This window comes from Pseudomonas syringae KCTC 12500, from assembly GCF_000507185.2.
Classification (GTDB): domain Bacteria; phylum Pseudomonadota; class Gammaproteobacteria; order Pseudomonadales; family Pseudomonadaceae; genus Aquipseudomonas; species Aquipseudomonas syringae.
Window position 1 is genome coordinate 3,339,515 of the sequence record NZ_AYTM02000002.1, and the last position, 23,008, is coordinate 3,362,522.

General features: G+C 56.5%; 23 protein-coding genes and 3 pseudogenes. 12 read left to right on the forward strand and 14 right to left on the reverse strand.

Annotated features, from left to right (window positions below; translation table 11 throughout):
* The first annotated feature begins 1 nt into the window (after position 1).
* Positions 2-760, forward strand: a complete 759-nt coding sequence (locus V476_RS15170) for a carboxymuconolactone decarboxylase family protein (RefSeq protein WP_373365897.1) — start codon at positions 2-4, stop codon at positions 758-760.
* A 13-nt stretch (positions 761-773) separates the two neighbouring features.
* On the opposite strand, the gene V476_RS15175 is transcribed toward V476_RS15170, so the two are convergent.
* Positions 774-2,177: an MFS transporter gene (locus V476_RS15175; protein WP_024960782.1), complete on the reverse strand. Its 1,404-nt coding sequence runs from the start codon at positions 2,175-2,177 to the stop codon at positions 774-776.
* The gene (locus tag V476_RS15180; RefSeq protein WP_024960781.1) at positions 2,174-2,653 is read right to left on the reverse strand and encodes a (R)-mandelonitrile lyase; all 480 of its coding nucleotides are present in this window, start codon (positions 2,651-2,653) and stop codon (positions 2,174-2,176) included. The genes V476_RS15175 and V476_RS15180 overlap by 4 nt, the downstream gene beginning before the upstream one ends.
* A gap of 101 nt (positions 2,654-2,754) precedes the next feature.
* Here V476_RS15180 and V476_RS15185 point away from each other — a divergent pair, with 101 nt between their 5' ends.
* Both V476_RS15185 and V476_RS15190 read left to right on the forward strand, forming a co-directional pair.
* Positions 2,755-3,660, forward strand: coding sequence for a LysR family transcriptional regulator (locus V476_RS15185; RefSeq protein ID WP_024960780.1), 906 nt, complete (start codon positions 2,755-2,757; stop codon positions 3,658-3,660).
* A 164-nt stretch (positions 3,661-3,824) separates the two neighbouring features.
* Complete coding sequence (locus V476_RS15190; protein WP_032629488.1) at positions 3,825-4,877, forward strand: alpha/beta hydrolase; 1,053 nt, start codon at positions 3,825-3,827, stop codon at positions 4,875-4,877.
* 48 nt (positions 4,878-4,925) lie between these two features.
* On the opposite strand, the gene V476_RS15195 is transcribed toward V476_RS15190, so the two are convergent.
* The 6 genes from V476_RS15195 to V476_RS15220 all read right to left on the reverse strand — a co-directional run bounded on the left by V476_RS15195 (position 4,926) and on the right by V476_RS15220 (position 10,913).
* On the reverse strand, positions 4,926-5,978 hold the full coding sequence (locus V476_RS15195; RefSeq protein ID WP_211254776.1) for an aldo/keto reductase: 1,053 nt from the start codon (positions 5,976-5,978) through the stop codon (positions 4,926-4,928).
* A gap of 191 nt (positions 5,979-6,169) precedes the next feature.
* The gene (locus tag V476_RS15200; RefSeq protein WP_080278579.1) at positions 6,170-7,102 is read right to left on the reverse strand and encodes an SDR family oxidoreductase; all 933 of its coding nucleotides are present in this window, start codon (positions 7,100-7,102) and stop codon (positions 6,170-6,172) included.
* 67 nt (positions 7,103-7,169) lie between these two features.
* Complete coding sequence (locus tag V476_RS15205; protein WP_024960776.1) at positions 7,170-8,162, reverse strand: aldo/keto reductase; 993 nt, start codon at positions 8,160-8,162, stop codon at positions 7,170-7,172.
* 78 nt (positions 8,163-8,240) lie between these two features.
* Positions 8,241-8,831 (reverse strand): flavodoxin, encoded by a 591-nt coding sequence (locus V476_RS15210; protein ID WP_024960775.1) that lies wholly within the window; start codon positions 8,829-8,831, stop codon positions 8,241-8,243.
* Between the two features lie 415 nt (positions 8,832-9,246).
* The gene (locus V476_RS15215; protein WP_024960774.1) at positions 9,247-9,981 is read right to left on the reverse strand and encodes an SDR family oxidoreductase; all 735 of its coding nucleotides are present in this window, start codon (positions 9,979-9,981) and stop codon (positions 9,247-9,249) included.
* A gap of 95 nt (positions 9,982-10,076) precedes the next feature.
* Positions 10,077-10,913: an oxidoreductase gene (locus tag V476_RS15220; protein WP_024960773.1), complete on the reverse strand. Its 837-nt coding sequence runs from the start codon at positions 10,911-10,913 to the stop codon at positions 10,077-10,079.
* Positions 10,914-11,565: 652 nt separating this feature from the next.
* Here V476_RS15220 and V476_RS15225 point away from each other — a divergent pair.
* Entirely contained in the window at positions 11,566-12,528 is a 963-nt protein-coding gene (locus V476_RS15225) for a tyrosine-type recombinase/integrase (protein WP_024960772.1), read from the forward strand.
* A 63-nt stretch (positions 12,529-12,591) separates the two neighbouring features.
* Here the strand turns inward: V476_RS15225 and V476_RS15230 are convergent, their stop codons facing one another.
* Positions 12,592-12,786: a hypothetical protein gene (locus V476_RS15230; protein WP_024960771.1), complete on the reverse strand. Its 195-nt coding sequence runs from the start codon at positions 12,784-12,786 to the stop codon at positions 12,592-12,594.
* A 670-nt stretch (positions 12,787-13,456) separates the two neighbouring features.
* Between V476_RS15230 and V476_RS15235 the strand changes: the two genes are divergently transcribed.
* Positions 13,457-13,726, forward strand: coding sequence for a DUF1652 domain-containing protein (locus V476_RS15235; RefSeq protein WP_024960770.1), 270 nt, complete (start codon positions 13,457-13,459; stop codon positions 13,724-13,726).
* A gap of 38 nt (positions 13,727-13,764) precedes the next feature.
* Positions 13,765-13,995: pseudogene (locus V476_RS29170) on the forward strand (site-specific integrase); the annotation flags it as partial.
* A gap of 37 nt (positions 13,996-14,032) precedes the next feature.
* Here the strand turns inward: V476_RS29170 and V476_RS15240 are convergent.
* Together V476_RS15240 and V476_RS15245 are read right to left on the reverse strand one after the other, a co-directional pair.
* Positions 14,033-14,833, reverse strand: a complete 801-nt coding sequence (locus V476_RS15240; protein WP_024960769.1) for an OBAP family protein — start codon at positions 14,831-14,833, stop codon at positions 14,033-14,035.
* 159 nt (positions 14,834-14,992) lie between these two features.
* Positions 14,993-16,558 carry a M10 family metallopeptidase C-terminal domain-containing protein gene (locus V476_RS15245; protein WP_024960768.1) on the reverse strand — a complete coding sequence of 522 codons (1,566 nt, stop codon included), beginning with the start codon at positions 16,556-16,558 and terminating at the stop codon, positions 14,993-14,995.
* Between the two features lie 409 nt (positions 16,559-16,967).
* Here V476_RS15245 and V476_RS15250 point away from each other — a divergent pair, with 409 nt between their 5' ends.
* On the forward strand, positions 16,968-17,237 hold the full coding sequence (locus tag V476_RS15250) for a PLDc N-terminal domain-containing protein (protein WP_235810937.1): 270 nt from the start codon (positions 16,968-16,970) through the stop codon (positions 17,235-17,237).
* A gap of 17 nt (positions 17,238-17,254) precedes the next feature.
* Positions 17,255-17,521 (forward strand): annotated as a pseudogene (locus tag V476_RS15255) (tyrosine-type recombinase/integrase); the annotation flags it as partial.
* A 151-nt stretch (positions 17,522-17,672) separates the two neighbouring features.
* Here V476_RS15255 and V476_RS15260 read toward each other — a convergent pair.
* On the reverse strand, positions 17,673-18,635 hold the full coding sequence (locus V476_RS15260) for a GlxA family transcriptional regulator (protein WP_024960766.1): 963 nt from the start codon (positions 18,633-18,635) through the stop codon (positions 17,673-17,675).
* Positions 18,636-18,753: 118 nt separating this feature from the next.
* Here V476_RS15260 and V476_RS15265 point away from each other — a divergent pair, with 118 nt between their 5' ends.
* The 4 genes and pseudogenes from V476_RS15265 to V476_RS15280 all read left to right on the forward strand — a co-directional run bounded on the left by V476_RS15265 (position 18,754) and on the right by V476_RS15280 (position 22,109).
* Positions 18,754-19,635 carry an MBL fold metallo-hydrolase gene (locus V476_RS15265; protein WP_024960765.1) on the forward strand — a complete coding sequence of 294 codons (882 nt, stop codon included), beginning with the start codon at positions 18,754-18,756 and terminating at the stop codon, positions 19,633-19,635.
* A gap of 55 nt (positions 19,636-19,690) precedes the next feature.
* Positions 19,691-20,320 (forward strand): isochorismatase family protein, encoded by a 630-nt coding sequence (locus V476_RS15270; RefSeq protein ID WP_024960764.1) that lies wholly within the window; start codon positions 19,691-19,693, stop codon positions 20,318-20,320.
* Between the two features lie 277 nt (positions 20,321-20,597).
* The gene (locus V476_RS15275) at positions 20,598-21,143 is read left to right on the forward strand and encodes a hypothetical protein (RefSeq protein ID WP_024960763.1); all 546 of its coding nucleotides are present in this window, start codon (positions 20,598-20,600) and stop codon (positions 21,141-21,143) included.
* Positions 21,140-22,109 (forward strand): annotated as a pseudogene (locus V476_RS15280) (tyrosine-type recombinase/integrase). The gene V476_RS15275 and the pseudogene V476_RS15280 overlap by 4 nt, the downstream one beginning before the upstream one ends.
* Before the next feature lie 115 nt (positions 22,110-22,224).
* Here V476_RS15280 and V476_RS28715 read toward each other — a convergent pair.
* Both V476_RS28715 and pilM read right to left on the reverse strand, forming a co-directional pair.
* On the reverse strand, positions 22,225-22,497 hold the full coding sequence (locus V476_RS28715; RefSeq protein ID WP_024960762.1) for a hypothetical protein: 273 nt from the start codon (positions 22,495-22,497) through the stop codon (positions 22,225-22,227).
* 64 nt (positions 22,498-22,561) lie between these two features.
* Positions 22,562-23,002 carry a type IV pilus biogenesis protein PilM gene (gene pilM, locus V476_RS15290; protein WP_024960761.1) on the reverse strand — a complete coding sequence of 147 codons (441 nt, stop codon included), beginning with the start codon at positions 23,000-23,002 and terminating at the stop codon, positions 22,562-22,564.
* Between the last annotated feature and the right edge of the window lie 6 nt (positions 23,003-23,008).

Genomic DNA, 23,008 nt, shown 5'->3' on the forward strand with positions numbered 1-23,008 from the left:
CATGTTCGTCACACTGTGTTTCGCCGCCATGACCGAAGCTGGCGCCAGTACCGCCAAACCAGACCCCAAGCCTGCGCCCTATGTGCAGGAAGTCACGCCAAAGCTATATGACTACACCACGCAGCTGCTGTTTGGCGAAGTCTGGAAGCGCCCGCAACTGGCGAGCCGTGACCGTAGCTTAATCACCCTCTCTGCCCTCATCGCAAACGGCCAGAGTGCACAGCTGACTGGCCATCTCAACCTAGGCTTGGATAATGGTCTGAAGCCTAGCGAGATCAGCGCGCTCATTACCCATCTTGCTTTCTATGCCGGCTGGCCGAACGCGATGTCGGCAGCCGGTGTGGCACATAAGGTGTTTACAGAGCGCAAAATAGCCCATGAAGAAATCGTCCTGCCAATCACTGAGCCTCTTAGTCTGGATGCGGACAGTGAAACCAAGCGGCGAGCTGCGGTGCAATCGGCTACCGGGACGGTAGCGCCAAAGCTGGGCGATTACACCAACGACGTCTTGTTCGCGGACCTTTGGCGTGACCCGGGCCTCACGGCCCGAGACCGTAGCTTAGTCACCGTCGCCTCGCTTATCGCACAAGGCCAGGCCGCGCAGTTGCCGTTCCACCTGAACCGCGCGATGGACAATGGGCTGACCAAGACCGAAGCATCTGAAGTGTTAACACACTTGGCGTTCTACGTTGGCTGGCCGAAAGCGATGTCGGCAGTGCCGGTTTTCAAGGAAGTCTTCAAGTCCCGGGCAAAGGACTGAACACAGCCGCAAACTACCTAGGCCCCTGTGCAACCACCGCGTTCGCAGGGGCTTGCCGCACTATCAGGGCAAGCACCACGATCAACGCCAACGCCAGTAAGGCAGCGCTCCAGACGAAGGCCATGGAGATACCCGCCGTTATCGCTTGGACTGAGTCCGAGGAATGCGCGCCATAGCTATAGGCGACGGTCAGCACGCTGAGCCCCAAGGTCCCACCGAGTTGATGGCTGACATTGACCAGACCCGATGCAGCGCCAGCGTCTGCCGGTTGCACACCGGTCATCGCTGCAGTGGTCAACGGACTAAGGCATGCGCCCTGACTTAGCCCAATCAGTAACAGTGGCATCACCACGGCAAGGTAGTGGTTGTCGGCGCGTATTCCAGACAGCCATACCATGCCGACACATCCCAAGGCCACGGCGCCTGCCAATAGCGCTCCGTTTCCAAACAGGCGGGTAAGCCGCGGTATTGCCAACGCAGCGGCAAAGTTTGCCAGGGTGGTTGGTAAGAAGGCCAACCCTGCCTCGCTGGCGCTGAAGCCAAGCACTTCCTGCAAGTACTGAGTCGTAAAGAAGTAGAAGCTCATCATTGCACCCAGGAACAACAACCGAGCGCTGTAGGCACCCGCGCGTACCCGGTGCTGGAATAACCGCAGCGGCAATATCGGCTCTTGGGTTCGGGCTTCATGCACGCCAAACAGCACCAGTAGAACGAGGCCAACGACCAGCCCTGTTGCTGTGCGCTCGTCACTCCACCCTGCATGGGCGGCACTGACGATGCCGAAGACCAGGCTGGTCATGCCCAACGTCGACAGCACCGCACCGGCCAAATCGAATGTACTCGGTAGCACAGGCGTTTCGCGAACAACACGCAGTGTTGCGGCTATCAGCGCCAAGCCAAGGGGAAGGTTGATCAGAAAGCCTACTCGCCAGGATGCCCATTGGGTAAGCACGCCCCCGATAAGCAAACCAACACTTGAGCCGACGCCGGCGGTAGCGCCATACCAGGCGATCGCACGCGTGCGTTGCTGCCCTTCAAAATTGACCAGCAAAAGCGCCAAAGAGGATGGTGCAAGGATAGCCGCGCCCACTCCCTGTAGAGCCCGCGAAGAGACTAGCAACCACTGACTCTGCGCCACGGCCACCAGCAGCGAGGCGAACATGAACAGGCCCAGGCCCATGACGAACATCCGTCGGCGACCGAGTATGTCACCGGCACGTGCGCCAAGAAGCAGCAAGCCGCCAAAAGCCAGGGTGTAGGCATTCTGTACCCATGACAGGGCGGTAGTACTCATCACGAACGTCTGGCGAATCTGCGGCAACGCGGTAATGACCACTGAGGTGTCCAGTACGATCATCAGATAGCTGCACAAGATAACCAGCAGGATTCCCCACTGGCTGCGAGACAGTGGAATCATTGCGCCTGACCATAATCCGCATCGCTGACCTGTTCGAGCCAGTCGACCGTCTTCCCATCCAACGCCTCGGCAATGGCGATATGGCTCATACCGGTACCTGGTGCAGCACCGTGCCAATGCTTGACAAACGGGGGAATCCAGACGGTATCGCCAGGGCGAATACGCTGTAGCGCTTGCCCTTCCTGCTGTACGTATCCCGCTCCGGCAGTCACGATAAGCGTCTGGCCTAGCGGGTGGGTGTGCCAGGCAGTCCGCGCGCCTGGCTCGAATGTGACAGTGGCGCCACCGATGCGCGCACCGTCGGTGCCTTTGAAAGGCGCATCCACGCGAACCTTGCCGGTGAAATATTCCGCCGGCCCTACGGCCGATTGCTGAGAACCTACGGGGGTCACGACTACGTTCATGGGCTGGGCACCTTCGCTTTCAGCGGTGAGTAGAGACAGTGAAAGCGCTGCTGCTGTTGCGAGTGACGTCATCACGAATCTCCGAGGGCTTTGCAAAGACTTGTAATCTATCAGTTACCTATCAACTCGATTAGTCACTATAATTCGCTTAAATCAATGAGCAGGAATCATCAATGCTTCGGGAAAATGCTAATGATCTAATCGCCTTTCTGGCAGTGGCAAAGGAACGCAGCTTTACCAAGGCCGCTGGTAAGCTAGGGGTGTCGCAGTCGGCACTCAGCCATACCGTACGTGCTTTGGAAGCGCGACTAGGGCTGAGGCTATTGACTCGGACCACGCGAAGCGTTTCACCGACAGAGGCGGGTGAACGTCTCATCAGCACGGTCGGCCCTAGCTTCGAGGAGATCGAGTTTGCCTTGGCTGCACTCAGCGATTTGCGTGACAGACCCGCAGGCAATATTCGTATCAGTGCCATGGACCATGCCTTGGAATTGGTTATTCGCCCTGTGCTGAAAAACTTTCTGCCCATGTACCCCGATATTTCGGTCGAAGTGTGCTGCGACTACAGCTTCGTCGACATCGCTGCACAAGGCTTTGACGCTGGCGTACGACTCGGCGAGGCGGTTGCCGAAGGCATGATTGCGACGCGTATTGGCCCCGATATGCGCATGCTGGTCGTAGGCTCGGCTGCGTATTTCGCTGACCGAGAAATCCCCGTCACGCCCCGCTGCCTGCCCAAGCACCTGTGCAACAACCTGCGCCTGCCGACTAATGGACGCGTTTACGCGTGGGAGTTTGAGAAGGACGGCGAGACTCTAAACGCGCGCGTGTCCGGACAGATCACTCACAACGGTGTCTATCAGCTGCTCGACGCCGCCCTGGACGGGTTTGGTCTGAGCTATATCCCAGAAGATATAGCGGCGCCATACATCGCCAGCCGCCAACTTCAGGTGGTGCTCGAAGATTGGAGCCCTTGGTATTCAGGGTTTCATCTGTATTACCCAAGTCGCCGGCAAGCGTCACCGGCGTTCGCATTGCTGGTCGAGGCCTTGCGCTATCGACCAGCTATCGTTGAATGATGATCGGAGCTCATGACTCCTAGCGCTTTACGACGGCTAATCAAAGTATGCGCCTGACCCTAGTATGCCTCCATATTCATGCCGCATGACCAGAAACGTCAGTCATATCTTCCATGCCCTGAGATGACTTCAGTCTGGCATACATGAAAAGGTGAAAGGGTATTATGAGCAAGCTTCTCCGACATACCGCGCTGGCAGCGCTTCTGGGCGCATCGAGTGGGGAGCTGCTGGCTGCCGACTATAAGGAAAACCCTTATACATTGGTCTACGATGGTGCGATCAGTAAAAACGAGCCGGGCAAAGTGAATATTCACCCTGTCAGCTATAAACTGAATGGCCTGGATATTTCGGCAAATATCTACACACCGGCCAACTTCGATCCCAAAGGTAAATATCCAACTGTCGTCGTGGCGCATCCGAACGGCGGAGTCAAAGAACAGGTTGCAGGCCTATACGCGCAACGCCTGGCTGAACTGGGATACATCACCATCACCGCTGACGCCGCCTATCAAGGCGCAAGTGGCGGCCAGCCACGCAGCGTCGACAAGCCTGCCTACCGCATAGAAGACATCCATGGTATGGCTGACTTTATCAGCCAGTACGGTGGGACCGACAACACCCGCTTGGGCCTGCTGGGTATCTGTGGTGGTGGTGGCTACTCATTAGCCGCCGCCGAGACGGATAAACGCTTCAAGTCGGTGGCCACGGTAAGCATGTTCAATTCCGGGCGCGTGCGACGCAATGGCTATGTCGACTCGCAACTCGACTCGGTGCAGCAACGCATGCAGCAAGCATCAGCGGCCAGGGCCCAGGAAGCTGCCGGCGGGGCGGTCATGTATTCGGGAGATGCCAATCTCAGCGATGAACAGATTGCCAAGCTACCCTTTGACTTGTATCGCCAGGGCTACGAGTACTATTGGAAGACCCACGCCCATCCAAACTCCACTTTCAAGTACACAACCAGCAGCCTGATCGATCTGATGCGTTTCGACGCCACCGATCAGATAGCGCTGATCCAGCAGCCTCTGTTGATGATTGCAGGCACTAAGGCCGACAGCCTTTACATGACTGAGGATGCCTTTTCAAAAGCCACCGGCACGAAAGATAAGGAGTTGTTCAAGCTCGATGGCGCAACTCACATAGAGACCTATTGGGTTCCCAAGTATGTAAGTGCCGCCATCGTGAAACTCAATACCTTCTATAAACGGACCCTGTAATCCCACCGGAGTAGTGCAATCGGAGCCTGCTTCGTTCGACGAAGCGGGCTATTTGGGCGGCGCCTCTACCCCAGAAAATGCCAATACCGCATCAGGCAATCGTGCACCTTTGACTTCAATTGCTCGTACAGACCGGCTCAGCTCTGCCATTTCAGCCGGCGTGAACTGCACAGTGACTGCACCCACATTTTCCAACATATGAGCCATCTGAGTCGTGCCGGGAATCGGCACGATCCAAGGCTTCTGGGCCATCAGCCACGCGAGCGATACTTGCGCAGCGGTCGCTTGCTTGCGTTGCGCCCAGGCGTTTAACAAGTCCACCAAAGCCATGTTGTGTGGCAAGTTGGCTGACGAAAAGCGCCCCTCGTTACCGCGAATGTCACCTTCGGCAAATCGTGTCTTGCCGTCGATAGCACCCGTCAAGAACCCCACGCCCATAGGGCTCCACGGTACAAAGCCAATACCTAGCTTCTCACAGGTGGACAGCACATCTTGCTCAGGCCCTCGCCAAAGCATCGAGTACTCGCTTTGAACGGCGCTTACCGGCTGCTCTGCATGTGCTCGACGAAGCGTATCGAGGCCCATTTCGCAGAGCCCCCAATGAAGCACCTTGCCCTGCGCCATCAAATCTTTGATGGCTCCTGCCACATCCTCGATTGGGACCTGCGGGTCCACCCGATGCTGATAGAGCAAATCGATTCGGTCGGTACGCAGCCGTTTCAACATTCCTTCGACGGCGCGCTGAATGTGCTCGGGGCGACTGTTCAAACCAGGGCGACGCTCTCCGGTATTAGGGTCAATGTTCCAGCCGAACTTGGTGGCAATGACGCATTGGTCTCGAATAGAGGACAACCCCTCGCCCAGGATGCGTTCCACTTCCAGCGGCCCGTATGCTTCGGCAGCATCGAAGAAGGTCACGTCATGGTCGTGAGCCGTGCGGATGATGTTGAGCATTTCGGGACGGCTGGGAATGGTCGTCTGGTATGTACGACTCATGTTTTGTACGCCCAATCCGACGCTGGAGACTTCCAAAGAGCCCAGCTTTCGTCTGCCGATTGCAGGCTGCTGGGCAGCCGGTATATTGCCACTGGCCGGAGTCATTGTTCCGAGCGCCGTCGCTGCGCTGGCCAGGACAGGGGCCATCGCTATACCACCCATTGCGCCAAGTAACAACCGGCGACTCAGTTCGACCTTTGAAACCATGCGGATAATCCTCAACGTTTGCAAAAATGCCTGCGAGCAGGCTGTGCTCATCAAGCGATGTATGGGAAAGATACAGGCTCGAAATACGTCTATTGGGCAAACGTGTTCTTCATGGCTTCGATTGTCTGGACAACGGAACCAGGCTCTTGAGCTGCTGGCAGGTTATCTCGGTCGCCGAAGGCGTCATGACCACCTGAAGGATCTGCAGGCAGCGCCGAAAACAGCGGTTCCAGATCCGTCTGGGCTGCGCCGCGTTCGGCCACAAGCTCAAAAGTCTTGCGCGTTGCGGCTGGGGAGCTCAAGGAAGACACGAGCACCTGGGCAATCTGTTTACGTGATACGACACCGTCAGAGGACGATCCTGCCCAATGTGTATCGCCTTGGCGCATGACCAACTGCTGCTGATTGGCCGCGTTGTAATCGAACCAGCCTGGCCGAACGATGGTGTAGGGCAAACCACTGGCGCGTACAAGTCGTTCACCTCGGCGTTTCCAGTCGTGCCCCACCGACGGCTTCGTCACTCCCACAGTCGTCATCAACGCGATACGAGCTGGCGCCTTCAGGGCACTGAGCACGTTGCGTACCGCTCCGTAGTTCACGGCCTCGGCGTCTTTCGCGTTGTTACCACTGATACCGTGAGTGAAAATGACACCCGTTACCCCGGCGACCGCCTCGTCGAGCGTTTCTGGACGCGTCAGGTCCCCTACGACCACCTCCACGCCTTCAGCGAACAGCTTGGCCTGGGAAGGATCACGAACCAATGCTCGGGTCTGGTAACCCCTGCGCAACGACTCAGCAACCGCCGGTTGACCGATACTGCCGCTTGCCCCAACAACTAGCACGATGGGTTTATCGGTACTCATGGTTTCGTCGCGTTCAGATCGACGTGAAGGTTCCTGTGCCTCGGCAATGCCAGCGCTGCCGAAGCCTGGCAGCATCGAGCAGGCAGTCATCAAGCCGATCATCATGGCAACGGGCAGCTGAGACGCTTTAGGGGGCCTATCAGTCGCTACGATGTGCATTTATCGATTCTCCATCCTGGGGCTGAGTACAACAGCAAGTCGCGAACCGGATCCCGGGGGGAGTTGCTTAATGCCCTACCATCTTCATAGCTGCTTCAGGCAAGCGGTCACCCAGAATCTGAATCTTCGATACGGCGGCATTGATTTCAGCGAGCTCCTCTTCGGTCAACTGTAGCTGCACCGCGCCCAGGTTTTCTTCCAAGCGATGAGGCTTGGTGGTGCCAGGGATTGGCACGATCCAGGGCCTTTGAGCCAGAAGCCAGCCCAAGGCCACCTGGGCAGGCGTGACTTGCTTGCGCTCGGCCAGTTCACTGATGAACTTGACCAGCGCACTGTTGGCTCTACGCGCTTCGACCGAAAAGCGCGGTACGTGACTACGGAAGTCGGTGGGCGCGAAAACGGTGTGCTCATCGATCTGGCCAGTGAGGAAGCCTGCACCCAGTGGGCTGAACGGTACGAAGCCAATGGAGAGCTCTTCAAGTAGGGGCAGCAGCTCCAGTTCCGGGCCTCGCCAAAAAAGCGAGTATTCACTTTGCACGGCAGTGAGTGGCTGAACCGCGTGGGCTCGGCGAATGGTTTGGACCCCAGCTTCCGAAAGCCCGAAATGCTTGACCTTGCCTTGCGCGATCAGCTCTTTGACGGCGCCAGCGACATCTTCGATAGGGACTTGAGGGTCAACCCGATGCTGGTACAGCAGATCGATGTAATCAGTACCCATCCGCTTGAGCATCGCCTCTACTGCAGCCTTGATATGTTCCGGACGGCTGTTAGTGCCTGCGCCTCGAGCACCGGTCTGCGGATCGATATCAAAGCCGAATTTCGTGGCAATGACGACCTTGTCACGAATGGGCGCGAGCGCTTTACCCAACAGCTCTTCGTTGGTGAACGGACCATAGGCCTCTGCCGTATCGAACAGCGTGACGCCCTGCTCGTGGGCACTGCGGATTAGTTCGATCATGTCCTTGCTGTCGGCAGCCGGGCCGTAGACCTCGGTCATGCTCATGCATCCTAGGCCAATGGCCGAAACTTGCAGGCCATTGCCGAGCGTGCGGGTTTTCATGAATGTCTCCTTGAATAATGGATTATTGATCTTGGGTACCAGTTGCCGGAATCACGATTTACATCGTGACTGCCCCGTTCAAACGGGTAGCTTCGTATCCTCAAGCCAGCCGTTCACCTGCTCCATGGTCTTGCGCTCCTGATCGGCCTGCATGTCGAACCCCTTCTGCAGCTGCGCTCCAGGCGCATGACGCGCCAGAACCTGATAGCTGTTGCCTACGCCGTAGCCGCCGTGGGTAATGAAAGGGATGACGACCTTGCCCGCCAGATCGTGGTTGGACAGAAACGATCTGATTACTGGAGGCGTCGTTTCTCCCCAAATGGGGAACCCAAGGAAGACGGCGTTATAAGCGGCTATGTTAGGCAGATGAGTAGCAAGCGCAGGCTCGAAATCGCTATCACGCTCCTTGCGAGCTTGCTCTACTGTCTCTAGGTAGTCCTTGGGGTAGGCAGCGGCAGGCGTGATTTCGAAAATGTCCGCCTGCTGAGCGCGTTGAAGCAGTCCGGCGACTACTTTGGTATTGCCCGAGCGGGTGAAGTAGGCGATCAGGATTTTAGACCCACTAGGTTTATCGTCCGCACCAATGGACTGCTGCGAAGCCCCAAGCAGAGGCAAGCTTGCCAAGGCCGCCACTATCTTGCGGCGCATGGGGTCATGAGATGAGGTCATCTGTCCCTCGCTTTTGAGCACCCTATATATGTATAAGCAATTTAACGGCAAGCGCGCCGTGTAACTACCCGTCTCGAGGCTCTAAGGCTTATGAGACGTCCTCATCAATAAAACGCCAGTGTGCAGTCAGAAAATGAATTTAGGATTGCCACGTCCAGGCGTCTTGATATGTTCCAGCTCACCAGCTACGGCGCTAGCCCCCCATCTCTCCTTACTGCCGCCAAGAAGTGCCGTAATACCGATCCTTTGACTATTCCTCCTAACTGCGCGGGCGTGCTTTTGGGTTATTTCGCAGCATGGAACGCTTTCATCGGGTCAGCAAACTGCACATTTTTCCCCCGTGGTGGGGCGACTAGCATCATGGCTTCGACTGTCTGCAAATCCATCAAAATTTGGGGCATGAATAAGGATTTCATCAAGGTGCGACTTGTTTAACTGGCCGCACCAGTATCTCTTGGACCAGCACACGAGGATGCTGCGCGAAGGCGTATACCAGCGCTTGCGCGATGTCGTCCGGGGCCAATGCATCCAGGCTTTCGCGGCGGGCGTGCAGCACCTCAGGCGCAACGTTGTGGCCGAACTCAGTCCACACGGCGCCTGGCTCGATCACTGTCACGCGAATGCCGTCAGCCCCTACTTCCTTACGCAGCGTCTCATGGAAGCCGACGACCGCATATTTTGTCGCACAGTACACCGACCAGCCTTCAACGCCATAACGGCCGCCCGTGCTGGACACCGAGGCAATCATTGCACCGGGACGTCCGCGCATCAGTGGGAGTGCCGCGTAGGTGCAGTCGAACAGGCCGAGCACGTTAGTTTCCACCATGGTGCGCCAGTCGCTGGATTGGCTATCGCTGAATGGGCTGTACACACCGATTCCAGCGTTGTTGAAGAGCAGATCTAGCCCGCCAAAGCGCGCTTTTACTTCGGCAAACAGTGCTGCAACCTGAGTGCGGTCAGTCACGTCGCAGGCGACTGCCAACGCGCCATTGCCGATCTCAATAGCGAGCCCTTCAATCGCTTCGCGCCGGCGTGCAGCGAGTACTACCTGCACACCTTCGCTGGCGAGCAAGCGCGCTGCGGCTTCGCCGATTCCGCTTGAGGCGCCAGTCACGACTGCAACCTTGCCAGTCAGATCCTGCATCTTCATTTCATGTATTCCTGTCTTTACGCCGCTCAGGCGGCGGTGATGATTTCGAGCCCCCGGTTGGGACTGGCGATGTGCATGCACTTCGAATCAACCGGTCAGTCGCGCTTTGTAAAATCGGTAGTAGCACTGGCAGACGCCCAGGCTGCGATTTCCTCAAGCTGGTTATTCAGCGCTTTCGACACAATGTTGACTGCATCGCTACCGAGCAAAAGGCGCTGGGGTAACTCGGCCTTGGTCAGTGTCTGAACGATCAGACTCGCTGCGCGCTTAGGGTCGCCGGGCTGGGTGCCGTGCATGCGGTCGTTCGCTGGCCGGCGCGGGCCTACCGTAGCGGCATAATCGGCGATTTCGGTTTTGGCGCCCATGAGTGAGCGCCCGGCAAAATCGGTGCGGAACGCGCCAGGCTCAATAACCAGCACGCGGATGCCTAATGGCTCCACCTCGGTTTTAAGGGTCAGTGTTATCCCTTCCAAGGCCATCTTCGCCGCCGAATAATAGGCCGATCCTGGGTTCCAGAACTGCGCGCCAATTGAGGATAAGTTAACGATCGTGCCCGACCGCCGTTGGCGCATGACAGGCAGCACGGCTTTCATCAGCGCGACGGGGCCAAACACATGCGTGGCAAACAAGTTGGCGACATCCTCATCGTCCCCCTCCTCGACAGCGGCGCGATAGCCATAACCCGCGTTGTTGATCAGCACATCGATTGGACCGAAGTATTCCTCGGCTTGAGTGATTGCGCGCGCGATGGACGCTTTATCGGTCAGGTCTAGCGCTAGGGCAAGGGCCCGCTCGGGATAGGCCTTTTGGAAGTCAATGACCTTATCGACAGTGCGTGCAGTAACGACAGCATTGAAACCTGCCTCAAGTACGGCATTGGCAATAGCGTGGCCCAAGCCAGATGAGCAACCTGTGATAAGCCAAGTATTCATATGTTTCCTCCGGTTTCAGTTTGCTTTCGCTTAGATCAAGCGGCATCAGAAGCGGCTGCCGTTGCGCCAGGCTGTAGGTGGAGGGCCGAAAAATCATCGTTACTACAACCACCACCGCCAGCACTAGCAAGACGGTGACTGTCTCAACTCTGCAACGATGTGAGATACCGCTCGCAAAGGCCATCAGCCCGCTCAATTCACCTAACTGCCCAGTTGCTAGCCAACGTCGACTTAAGTTGCCCGACGCCAGGCCGCTCGGTAAAACATCAATTATTGTGGGCGTACTGTCGGGCTCCGATAAAGTGCCGTAATACGGAAAGTCTTATGACTGACTTTCACTAATGGTGAGCTCACATGATTTGGGATCCTGAAGCTGGTCGTTCGGGGTGGGCGAGTGGTTGGCAGTGCGCTCCAACGCACCACGTATTTTTATATAGGCCGTTATGCCGGTATGGTTGAATTGCCCCGATACGTGCTGCCACTGCATGTCGACGAACCTCCGCATACGCATTTGTTGATTAATGTTGGTAAGAAATACGTTATCACCAATTACCCCCGCTTGTCGGTTTTAGCACCAGTAATAACGTCTTCCGTTCCTTTAGTGACTATAAGCTTTGCCGATGATCGCGAACGAGTCAATGATGAGAACGACATGCACGAATTGACGAAACCCCATCAGAATGATCGGCGTCGGCTCACGGCGGTCGAATTTCAGACACTGGCCCAGGTTCCGGCCGCGGTCGAGTGGTTTGCCAACCTGGACAATCCGCGGACACGACGTGCCTACCAGAATGACCTGGAAGACTTCTGTGGGTTTGTCGGATTGGCCTCGGCCGATGAGTTTCGGGTCGTGACCCGATCGCATGTTCTGGCCTGGCGTGCCCAGCTCGAGCATCGCGGTTTGGCGGGCGCCACGATCCGGCGCAAGTTGGCAGCACTGGCCAGCCTGTTTGATCACCTTCTGGAAAGCCACGCGATTGCTGGCGGTAATCCCGTGCATGGAGTCAAACGGCCGAAGATTGAAAGTAACGAAGGCAAGACCCCGGCATTGGGTGATCACCAGGCCAAGGCGCTGCTCGAGGCGCCGGATGAAACCACACTCAAAGGGCAGCGCGACCGGGCGATATTGGCTGTGCTTCTTTATCACGGGCTGCGCCGCGAAGAAGCGGCGCTGCTGCAGGTGAGCGACATCCAAGACCGTCGTGGGATCCAGCACCTCAAGGTGCACGGCAAAGGCGGCAAGGTGCGGTACCTGCCGTTGCACCCTGTGGCGGCCGGGCGTATTCACCAGTACCTGGAAAGCTCGGGGCACCATTTGGCGGACAGGAAGGTGCCGCTGTTCATCCCGTTGCGAGGTAAATTGACCGGTGCAGGCATCACGTCCAACGGCATCTACACCGTGGTGGCGGCTTACGCGAAGAAGGCCAGGATTGAGGTCGACGGCCTGGGCGTCCATGGACTCAGAGCCACCGCAGCCACCAACGCTCTGGAGCACGAAGCCGACATCGCCAAGGTCCAAGCGTGGCTAGGTCATGCCAACATCAGCACGACCAAGATCTATGATCGCCGGGAGAACCGGCCGGAGGATTCACCGACCTACAAGGTGAAGTATTGATAGAAGGCGTTGAGGGCAGAGCAACAGCTCACCCACGCGCATTGTCGAGAATGTGGTGTAACGCTACCCAAGGATGATGACCTTCCACATCACTGCCGCCGCAGGTATCGGCGTGTAGAAAGGGGGGTAGGCAGTCTTCCAGTGCTTGGCTTTCCATGCAGCCAGTGCATACAGCACGTCCGGCAACGATCGACCATCGACCGTTCCATTCTTCAATACCTCGTTCAGTCTCCACTGTTCCGACTCCTCAACGTACATTTGATAGATGCTGAAGGCAGCCCTGTGCGGGCCTGTTTGATACGCCCAAAACCATACCCTTGTTTGAGTTGTAAGCCATGCGCACCAACCAATAAAGCGACGCCTATTGGTCGGCTTATTAACGGCAGCTTTCGGCCAAAAGAAGATCGGATTGAGGATTCCAGCCTTCTGTCTGTAGACATGGATGTGAAATGGGTGTCCTTCTACGCGCCTGCCCCCCACGCTTGACGACAGAGCCTGGGGTACATCTGAGCGACTTATCCGCGGATCCAATGTTGAATGCGCAGGGCTGAGAATCGCTCACGACCGCTTTGCTGCACCTAGTGCATTCCTGAATGCAGTAACCCGGCTTGCCGTTAGGGTGACCATGGACGATTTGAAAGTTGTGTTGACCTAGCAGGCACAGAATCCGGTGCAGTGCGCGACCAGCAAGCCTGACTCGGCATCCTGCTGAATCGCGCTGCTGGATGCTTTCCCATTTGCCTGAAGGGTTCCCGTGGCTCGGAATCTGTTCTGTGACCGCATTGGCTTTAAGCTGGCAAGGCAGGGCTATAACTGGAATGTTGCCGAGTGAGTATCAGATGATGCAGCTCCTGCAATACTTCGGGAACGTTGAGTTACTGTTGCTACAATACTTTGGAACGAGGTCGATGTTCTAGGAAGGAACGCCATGCTCTCCAGTCTCGAATTGCGCCATATCATCGAGTCAAGCTTCTTGCCTCAAAAGTGCATTTGCACCGTCAACGCTGTTGGCACCATGACCATCCAGCTGCTAAATCCATCAACGAAACAGGTGGACCTTACCGTGCCTGGTATCCCGATCTCCGACTTGATTACCATGAGGTCGGTCTCCGATCTAGTCGCCCAAATAAGGGAGGAGTACAGGTTGGTAAAGCTGGCAAACCGCGACTCAAGCTCTCCTATGGACCGTCGGGGATAGTTTCAACAACAAACGACGCAGGACCTTCACTGCAACAGATGCCGCTACACCCGGTCGCCGCCGGCCGCACTTAGCAGTACCTGGAAAGCACAGAGCATCATCTGGCGGACAGGAGGCTGCTGCTATTCATATCTCAGAGAGTCAATCTGACGGGGGCCGGCATCACGGCCTATACCGTTGTCACGGCCTACGCAAAAAAGCTTGGGCAAGTGGACGGACTGCGCGTTCACGGCTTCAGCGCAACCGTAGCCACCAATGCCCTGGAGCATGTTGAACCGAACCCGTAAGTTGGCTCGGCGTCGTCAATCACTGGCTGGAGCGGCTGTTAGTGCCTTGAGGTGTCGGCGACGAAGCTGGGCCATGAATGTGGCCTGTCGGATCCTTCAGTTGAATTACCTTGCCATGCTGCCAAGCGTCCGCAGCTGGATCAGCCTTCGGAATCTGTATGTCTGAGCGCTGAGCCTTGATTGCCGCTGCATCTATCCCCAGGCGTTGGTTTCGTTGTTGCAACATCGCCGGGTCAGCCTGGCCGTCGGCGGTGAAGCCCATCATCAGCTGCGGCACGCCCAAGGGGAGTGTTTTGTCCTGGTCGGTATGCCAGGTATGCCATGTCTTGCCGTAGGTGTGAGCCAGTCTCTCCATGAGCGCATGCTCGGCTGTGGCAGGGATACCTGGAGCCACGAGTTCGCCGGAGGACACTTCGTAACCGTGGCTGTGCCACATTGGCTTCTCAGAAGCGGGCAGCGTTGCAAACAGCTTTTCGTCGATGATGTACTCAACGCCCATGATCTTGGCGTCTTTAGTGTTCCCATCATAGATGACGCACTGGATGACATCCTCATTGAGGATGGAGCAGTAATGATGAGCTTCCATTTGCACCTTGGGATGGCCATTGTAGAAATGGAACCCATCCAGGTAGGCATTCAAAGCATCAAGCGGTGGTTTTGACTGAAGCGTGGCAGCGCCTGCTTCCAACACTTTGGTGCGGGTGCTCTCGGGCCTGCCAGGAGCCTCAACTGGAGATTCTGTTGTCGCGCCAGAACATGCCCACAGAAGGCTACAGGAGATGGACAAAGTTATTAAATGAGACCATTTGATCTGTGGCACAGCACTGCTCCTCTTTTGTGTACGAAGTAATTGCTTCGCTTGCCCAACCATCCACTACCTTGACGAGGTACGGCGCACGATCAAACCGGTATGCGCCTTGCAAACCAAGATCACTAAGGATCAGCTGAACTCGCTCCGGTAGGGCATATAGGTCGGACGTTAAAAAGCCGTCGAACATACGACGGCTTTTTGTGTTTGCCATCTTGAATGGCGCTTCTCGATCCAACCGATCGGGTGCAGGTCAGCGGGTGCCAGGCCCACAAGCTCGATATGCGCAGCGCTCGCGTCAGCTCCGATCAGGTTATCGGCGATGAAAGTCTTGGCGACGTTCTTGTCGATGCTGATCTCGAATCGGTTACCGTCAGCGTCCGTCTCGTAATCCTTGAGATAGGTGCGGTTCAGGGCGGTGTCGTAGATCACCTTGAGCGTGCCATCGGTGCCATCGCCAATACCAGTGTAGCCCAGCGCTGAAACATCGATGCGGTCCTGAGTGGCGTCGAAGTTTTTGATGAAGTCCGAATTGCCCCGGAAGCTGTCGCTCTTCTCGACATATCGGAAGGTGTCGACCCCGGTGTTGCCCATCAACAGATCATCATCACCGCCTCCGACGAGGATGCCGCCCGCGGTCGAATTGGTGAACGTGTCACGGTGGTTATCGCCAGTCAGCGTCTGGTTGGCGCGGTCTGCTGCACTGTCTCCGGCAAAGGTGAAGCGATCCATGTCCTGCATGCCGGTGAGCGGATCCCGGTCGTATTGAGTCAGGTGCACGGAGAATCGGTTGCCGTCTTCATCGGCTTCAAAGGATTGGGCAATCGCGTAACCAGCTTCATTGTCGTAGCTGTAACTGAGCGTGCCGTTGTAGCCATTACCAAGGCCGGTGAACCCCAGTGCCGAAACGTCCAGCAGATCACCGTCACCGAGTCTGAAATTGTGGATGAGGTCAACGCTGGATTGGCCTGTGCCGTCGTTCACGAAGCTATCGGTGAGATGCTCGAAGACAAACGTGTTACGGGAACCGCCGCCGGACATGTCGTCCGCTCCGCCTCCACCGGTTACGATGTTGCCGGAGCGGGGAACGACCAGAAAGTCATCGCCATCGGTCCCGGTGATGACGTATTGCTTGTTGCTTAGCCCATGTTCGCGGCCAGTGCTTTCTGCAGTCAGGTCGTAACGCAGCGCGAAATTTTGCGTGCCAAGCTCAGCGGCGTGATCGCCTTCAAGTCTGACTTCGAATGCCTGGCCCTGGGCGTTTTTATCAAGCGAGCGAACATAGGTAATGTTCTCGTCGGCGTTGTAGGTGACCGCCAGATCGCCGTTGTGGCCATTGCCGACACGCTCCAGCCCGAGTGCCGTCAGGTCAAGTACGTCAGTGGATTGGAAATCTTTGATCAGGTCCGAGTGGGAGCCCTGTTTGTCGAAGTAACTGTCCGTCACCGAGGTGTAGACGAACGTATTCCCGTAGACATAAGCGGAGTGGCTGGTGATCGTATCGATGCCCGCGCCGCCGTTGTAGCGATCCTGTGCGTTGCGGAACGGGTCGGGATCTCCTCCCTGACCGATGAGGATGTCGTCGCCATCGCCGCCAAAGATGACATCAGCGTTGGTGGTGCCGACAATCGTGTCTTCGTCCGCACTGCCCACATACTTGTCGTAGAAGCCATGCGGGATCGCCACGACAGTGTCATCCGCGTCACTCTGCTGTGCAGTTTTCTTTGATTGAGCCATGTTTTTTCTCGCGATAGGAGGATGTGACGCTGGGTCCGCTCTCATAAAATGAATAACCAGTCACCACGAGCATCGGAAACGTTCAGCATTTCCCGACATTGGCGTGGTAGACCGGTCAAAGCCGTGTTTGTTTGATTTTTCGCATCCATCTAGAGACGACATAGCCCGAATGACTCCAGCGGCATGATTGATTCAGCCCACACAGCCGAGAGGTCATGATCCACATGCGCATGCCGACGTAGCGAGCAAAAGAAGGAGGGATGTGCGTCAACAGAATGAACTAACAAACTAAAACTTTCGCATGGACTCCATCATCGAACCTCGCCGCTCGTCATTCAGTTAGTGTGTTGTTGAAGACAAACAAGCCTTGAACAGGTCTTCCTTTTAACCATCGTCAGGAGTAACTCACATGGAAATCACACTCTTCACAACTGCAATGCTGTTGATCATGCTGCTCATCGACGCCTGGATCATTTACAGCGTTTCTCGAAGTAACAAGAGCGGGTTGGTCAAAGCTGCGTGGGCTGCATTTGTGTTGATCGTTCCTATTGTAGGCTGGGCTACGTGGGGCATCGCAGGTCCGCGCGGTATCGTCCGTCCCCCCTTCCTCCCCTGGACACAGCAAGGGATGAAACGTGAGCCCTGCAGCAACTGGCCGTCCTTATTCAGTTTTGACTAGAACCCAGCCAAATGCCGCTGGGAGGCAGATTGACATGCGCAGGCATCACGGCCAATGGCATCTATACGGTGGTGACAGCCTACGCGAAAGAGGCCGGGATTGAGGTTGCCGGTTTGGGAGTGCATGGGCTTAGAGCTACGGCGGCCAACAATGCTCTGGAGCATGAAGCCGACATCGCCAAGGTCCAGCTCTGGCTGGGCCATGCCAACATCAGCACGACCAAGATCTACGATCGGCGAGAGAACAGGCCAGAGGACTCACCGACCTACAAGGTGAAGTATTAATAGAAGGGGGGGAGACCTCAGCAACAGCTCGCCCCTGTGCACTGTCGAGAATGTGGTGCAATGCTGCCCACGGATGATGGCCTTCCACGTTGCTGGCTGAATAGGTATCGGCGTGAAGAAAGGGACTTTTTGCAGTCTTCCACACATGTAGCTATTTCATAGCGCTGAATGTTTTGCGCCAGTCACTGGGGCTGACCTGAAAACGCTTTTTGAAGTGCTGGCGAAATGAGGTTGGCGTCTGGAACCCCGCTGTAACTGCAATCCTGTCGATCGACAGCGATGTTGTTTCCAGAAGTTCGCGCGTCAGGCGAAGGCGTTCATTGACCAGCCAGTCGACCAAGGTCATGCCGGTCGCCTTGCTGAAGTGCCGAGTGAAGGTGCGGCGGCTCATGGCGATGCGCTTGGCCAGGTCATCAATGCTGTGCGTCTGGTCGAGGTTGTTGCGCAGATAGTCGAGCAGGATGTTGAGCTGCGCATCCTGAGTGGAGGCGGCTACTGGTTGTTCGATGAACTGGGCCTGACCTCCCTCGCGATGAGGGGGTATGACCGTAGTACGCGCCACCTTGTTGGCCACGCGGGCTCCATAATATTCGCGCACCAGGTGCAGGCAGCAATCGAGTCCAGCGCCGGTGCCCGCTGACGTAATCAGCTTGTCCTCCTCGACATACAGCGCATTCATATCGAGCTTGATACGCGGGAAGCGTTGGCTGAAATCCTGCTCAGCCATCCAGTGCGTGGATGCGCGCTTGCCTTCGAGTAGGCCAGCGTATGCCAGTGGATAGGCGCCATAACATAGTCCCACCACGTATGCCCCCCTAGAGTGGGCACGCAACAAAACAGCCACCAAATCGTCACCAGGACGAGCGTTCAGATCGTGCCACCCCGGCATCACCAGTATATCCGCCGTTTCAGCCAGTTCCAGGCCGCCATCAGGATGCACCGTCAAGGCACGCTCGGCTCTAAGCGTGTGCGCACCTGACGAGACGATTTGCAAATCGAAAAGCGGCCCCTCCGGTTGCTTGGCGCTAAATACCAAGTAAGGCACAGAAAAGTGAAACGGACTGAAATCCGGATAGAGGATAAGGGCAACGACGGGAGGCTTTTTTTGCGTCATGGTCGGATGATAGCCAATTTTGGCCCAAAGTTTTCGATAGTTGGCATTTGGGTCGATTTTATGCTCACGTCATCTCCCACACAATGTTGCTTACCAGGAATCAACTAGGAGCAACAAAATGAAAACCCTCAAGACCCTCGTAATAGCCACAGCACTCGCTGCCGGTACCACAGGGCTCGCCCATGCCGACACCAACGTCCCCACTGCAAAGGCAACGGTTCAATTTCAACAAATCCGCAACGCCACGGCCAAGATCAATTACGCCGGCAAGACCTTTCTGGTCGATCCCTTTCTGGCAAAGAAAGGGACCTACCCTGGCTTTGCTGGCACCTTCCACAGTGAGGTGCGCAACCCGACGGTAGAGTTGCCACTGCCAGTGGAGGAAATCATGAGCGGCGTGGACGCGGTGATCGTGACCCATACCCACCTTGATCACTGGGACGGTGGCGACCAAAAATTCATCCCGAAAGCGATACCGCTGTTTGTCCAGCATGAAGCTGATGCCAAGTTAATACGTGGTCAAGGTTATACCAATGTCCGCATCATGACCGACAGCACCGAGTTCGAAGGCGTACACCTGACCAAGACTGGCGGCCAACATGGCACCGAAGAGATGTACAGCAACAAAAAACTGGCCGACGTGCTGGGCGAGGCAATGGGTGTTGTGTTCCAGGCACCGGGTGCTAAGACCGTCTACCTCGCGGGTGACACGGTATGGAATGCAACAGTTGATGCCATGCTGTCCAAGTTCAACCCCGACGTGATCATCCTCAACACAGGCGACGCTCGCAAGAAGGGTTACATCGGCGCCATCATCATGGGTAAGGACGATGTACTGCACGCCTGGCAAGCCATGCCCAACGCGACCATCATCGCCACCCACATGGATGCTATTAACCACATGACGCTGAGCCGCAAAGAACTGCGTGACCACGTGAATGAGCACCAGATCGGCGGCCGCGTGCGCATCCCTGCCGATGGTGAGGTAATTAAGTTTTAAACGTTACACATGAAATCCTACGGCTAGTAACCAAACCTTAAAATCGGAGAATGCCATGACCGCGCCACGCCGAGCCCTAATTGTCATCGATGTCCAGGAGGAATACTTCGAGGGACTGCTTCCGATTCAATACCCTGCCCGCGAAAAATCAATCGTACGCATTCGTGAGGCAGTCAATGCCGCCGCGCATGCAGATGCTCCGATCGTGATTGTTCAGCATGAAAAGCCGGCCGGTGCCCCAGTCTTTGGCTTAGGATCAGCTACCTTCCAGAATCATCCGGACATTGCTGCATACGAAGGAAAGGCAACCAAACGTATCAGTAAACAGTTCGGCAGCATCTTCGCTGGAACTGACCTCGACGCATGGCTACGTGAGCAAGGCATTGAAACGATCACCCTCGTCGGGTACATGAGCAACAACTGCATACTTTCCTCTGCAGCCGATGCCGAGCCTCGCGGCTTTGCCGTCGAGGTTCTTTCGGATGGAACCGGGGCAATTGACCTCGCCAATGAGGCAGGTCGTGCATCAGCTCAACAGGTCCACGATACCCTAATGGTCTTGCTTCATTCGAATTGGGCTGCCGTTACTGACACTAACACCTGGATCGCTGCTTTGCAGGCTGGCGAAACGTTGGACAAGAGCAACCTCGTTACGTCAGCTGCTCAGGGCCGTAACGTAATCTGACGCCCTTGTACGATGGGTAAATGGATAAATGACGAAAAAACCCTGATGCGGCGTGGCGCATCAGGGAAATTGAAGAAAGCCTATTGTAGTTGTAGCGAATCAGCCGTGGAGATACACGGAGTCCAATACTCAGATCGGCAAAATCGTCGTTGAGATTTGATCGCGCGTTAGCTTTGCTGGACGCTAAAACTGACATCCACGCCTTATGCAAAGCAACCTACAACTGAGATAAAAGGCAAGATATACGTTATCGGCTCTTTCGACGCGTGGTGGGGTTATGGCGATTTTCAGCAAGATTCGTGGTTTTTTCGGTAGACAGTACGCCGTCCATGTGGCTGTGCGCCCCATCACGCTGGTCAACGAGATCACACAATCGGAACCAGGTCATTTTGTGTATCCCGGTACCGACTTCATTGATCACATCGAGGTCGACGGCGAACGCGTGGGCGAGCTCGACTACAGCATCAACCCGTTGCTCGACAGGCTGTACATCAACATGATCGAGGTCAATCCTGATCGCCGTCGTGAGCGGATTGGTACTGCAGTGCTTTGGCACCTCTGGCGGGTACATCGCATACCTATCGTCCCGCTTGACCAGTACGCGACGGCAGAAGAGTTCTGGCACCAGGCACGTTTGGGCCTCGGCGCAGCAGGTGCGCAGATTGAGTCCGTACTGTGTCTCACTGAACACGTGCAGCTGGAACAGCAGCGCTGGCACCATCTGGTTCCGGAGTCCGTGCACGAACGACGTATGCGGGCAATGGAAGCGTCAGAAGAATGGCCCGCTATCAAAGCACGGATGGAAAAGGAGTACGGTCGTTGAGCCAGCTGGTGATGGCCGACGGTGCCAGTGAGCGACGACTGACCGCGCTGGAGTTTCAGGAGCTGGCCGCAGTGCCGGCAGCGGTCGAGTGGTTCGCTAATATCCGCAACCCACGCACGCGCCGTGCATACCAAGCCGATCTGCGCGACTTCTGCAGCTTTGTCGGCCTGGCCGGTGCCGAAGAGTTTCGCGCCGTGAACCGGGCTCACGTTTTAGCCTGGCGCGCCCAGCTCGAGCGGCGCGCTCTGTCGGGAGCCACGATCCGGCGCAAACTGGCGCAAACTGGCGGCGCTGGCCAGCCTCTTCGATTACCTGCTGAACAACAACGCGCTGGCCGGGGGCAACCCGGTGCATGGGGTCGCACGTCCAAAGGTGGAAACCAAGGAGGGCAAGACACCTGCCCTGGGCGACGACCAGGCCAAGCGGCTGCTCGATGCACCAGACGCCGAATCGCTCCTGGGCGTGCGCGACCGGGCCATTCTGGCGGTGCTGCTATACCAACGATTGAGGCGCGAGGAATTGAGTCTGCTGCAGACCGGCGACCTGCAGGAGCGCCGTGGTGTGAAGCACCTACGGATCCAAGGCAAGGGCGGGAAGATCCGCTACCTGCCACTGCACGCAGTCGCGGCTGAACGGATCTACGTATACCTGGTGCGCGATGGTGATCGAGCGCTTACGCCTGGCGCGCTGTTCCGCTCACAGCGTGGAAAAACGTCGGGTACCGGGATTACAGGGAAAGGGGTTTATGGCGTGGTAATAAAGTGGGCCAGTGCTGCGCAAACCCGCGTCGACGGGCTTGGGGTCCATGGCCTGCGCGCAACTGCGGCGACCAATGCGCTCGAGCATGACGCGGACATCGCCAAGGTGCAGATCTGGCTGGGGGACGCGAACATCAGCACGATGCGTTTGTACGATCGGCGCGGTCAGCGACCGGAGGATTCACCGACTTTCAAAGTGAAGTACTGAGACGAGCGCTGGTGAAGGTTCGGTTACTGATCGCCTACATAAACTCAGGCGAGCCCAACCCATCCAGCCTCAGAGAGGCGCTAAGTGTGCGTGGGCGGACTTTCGGCCTTACCTCTTAATCGGCTGGTTGGGCCTGAGCTGTTTTCGCTATCGTGGCCTTATCGCCAGGCGTCACTTGAGTGTGTTTCGCAGCCATAGCCTCGACGAAGGCCAGCATGAACAAAAAAGCCCCACAGCTAGCAGAGATGACCCCGAAGATTACCGCCACGACATTGCCCTGCATCCCTCCCACAACAGTTAGCAGCGACATGGCGACCATCGAGCCAAACCAAAAGGCGGTCGTAACGTATCTTGTCTCTATCCAATTCATTTTCAACGTCAATCCCATCAACCTGCTACTGCACCAGCAGCATGGTAGTAGTTGAAGGCCAAGGCGATATGTCATCCTTTCCTCATTGGTAGGCGACAGCCGCTCCAGTTGGAACTGCCGCGGGCAGCGTGATTCCCACATACCCTGAGCCTGGTGTGAGCAGGCTACCGGAGGATGCAGTGCCGATGGCCAGCGATCCACCAGTCAAATTGATCATCTCTGAAACAAGACCGGGAGGAGGGGATCCGACGAACGCGTAACTTCGTCCAGCATCGATCACACCCTCCACCCCAGGGTAACGCGCGTACCAGGTGGGCAGTGCCAACTGGTTATCGGCCACCGTTCCTGATGCAGCTTTGTGAGCGTAGGCATACTCGGCCAAGGCATTTCTGTAGACGAGGACGTTATGAGCAATCAAGGAGATTTCTACGCTCTGGGAGCTCTGTTCTGCCTGGTGTGACTTCTCATAAACCATTCCGAGCACTGCTGTAATCACCACCATCGCAAGCCAGTAAATGTTCACTATGCG

Coding starts and splice junctions, on each gene's coding strand:
- V476_RS15200 (WP_080278579.1), bottom strand. CDS start 7,102: ATGCACATCGTAGCGACTGATAGGCCCCCTAAAGCGTCTCAGCTGCCC.
- V476_RS15210 (WP_024960775.1), bottom strand. CDS start 8,831: ATGACCTCATCTCATGACCCCATGCGCCGCAAGATAGTGGCGGCCTTG.
- V476_RS15275 (WP_024960763.1), top strand. CDS start 20,598: ATGGCGATTTTCAGCAAGATTCGTGGTTTTTTCGGTAGACAGTACGCC.
- V476_RS15250 (WP_235810937.1), top strand. CDS start 16,968: ATGGAAATCACACTCTTCACAACTGCAATGCTGTTGATCATGCTGCTC.
- V476_RS15235 (WP_024960770.1), top strand. CDS start 13,457: ATGCTCTCCAGTCTCGAATTGCGCCATATCATCGAGTCAAGCTTCTTG.
- V476_RS15195 (WP_211254776.1), bottom strand. CDS start 5,978: ATGACTCCGGCCAGTGGCAATATACCGGCTGCCCAGCAGCCTGCAATC.
- V476_RS15260 (WP_024960766.1), bottom strand. CDS start 18,635: ATGACGCAAAAAAAGCCTCCCGTCGTTGCCCTTATCCTCTATCCGGAT.
- V476_RS15245 (WP_024960768.1), bottom strand. CDS start 16,558: ATGGCTCAATCAAAGAAAACTGCACAGCAGAGTGACGCGGATGACACT.
- V476_RS15205 (WP_024960776.1), bottom strand. CDS start 8,162: ATGAAAACCCGCACGCTCGGCAATGGCCTGCAAGTTTCGGCCATTGGC.
- V476_RS15230 (WP_024960771.1), bottom strand. CDS start 12,786: ATGTACGTTGAGGAGTCGGAACAGTGGAGACTGAACGAGGTATTGAAG.
- V476_RS15180 (WP_024960781.1), bottom strand. CDS start 2,653: ATGACGTCACTCGCAACAGCAGCAGCGCTTTCACTGTCTCTACTCACC.
- V476_RS15270 (WP_024960764.1), top strand. CDS start 19,691: ATGACCGCGCCACGCCGAGCCCTAATTGTCATCGATGTCCAGGAGGAA.
- V476_RS15185 (WP_024960780.1), top strand. CDS start 2,755: ATGCTTCGGGAAAATGCTAATGATCTAATCGCCTTTCTGGCAGTGGCA.
- V476_RS15220 (WP_024960773.1), bottom strand. CDS start 10,913: ATGAATACTTGGCTTATCACAGGTTGCTCATCTGGCTTGGGCCACGCT.
- V476_RS15225 (WP_024960772.1), top strand. CDS start 11,566: ATGCACGAATTGACGAAACCCCATCAGAATGATCGGCGTCGGCTCACG.
- V476_RS15215 (WP_024960774.1), bottom strand. CDS start 9,981: ATGAAGATGCAGGATCTGACTGGCAAGGTTGCAGTCGTGACTGGCGCC.
- V476_RS15190 (WP_032629488.1), top strand. CDS start 3,825: ATGAGCAAGCTTCTCCGACATACCGCGCTGGCAGCGCTTCTGGGCGCA.
- V476_RS28715 (WP_024960762.1), bottom strand. CDS start 22,497: ATGGGATTGACGTTGAAAATGAATTGGATAGAGACAAGATACGTTACG.
- V476_RS15175 (WP_024960782.1), bottom strand. CDS start 2,177: ATGATTCCACTGTCTCGCAGCCAGTGGGGAATCCTGCTGGTTATCTTG.
- V476_RS15265 (WP_024960765.1), top strand. CDS start 18,754: ATGAAAACCCTCAAGACCCTCGTAATAGCCACAGCACTCGCTGCCGGT.
- V476_RS15170 (WP_373365897.1), top strand. CDS start 2: ATGTTCGTCACACTGTGTTTCGCCGCCATGACCGAAGCTGGCGCCAGT.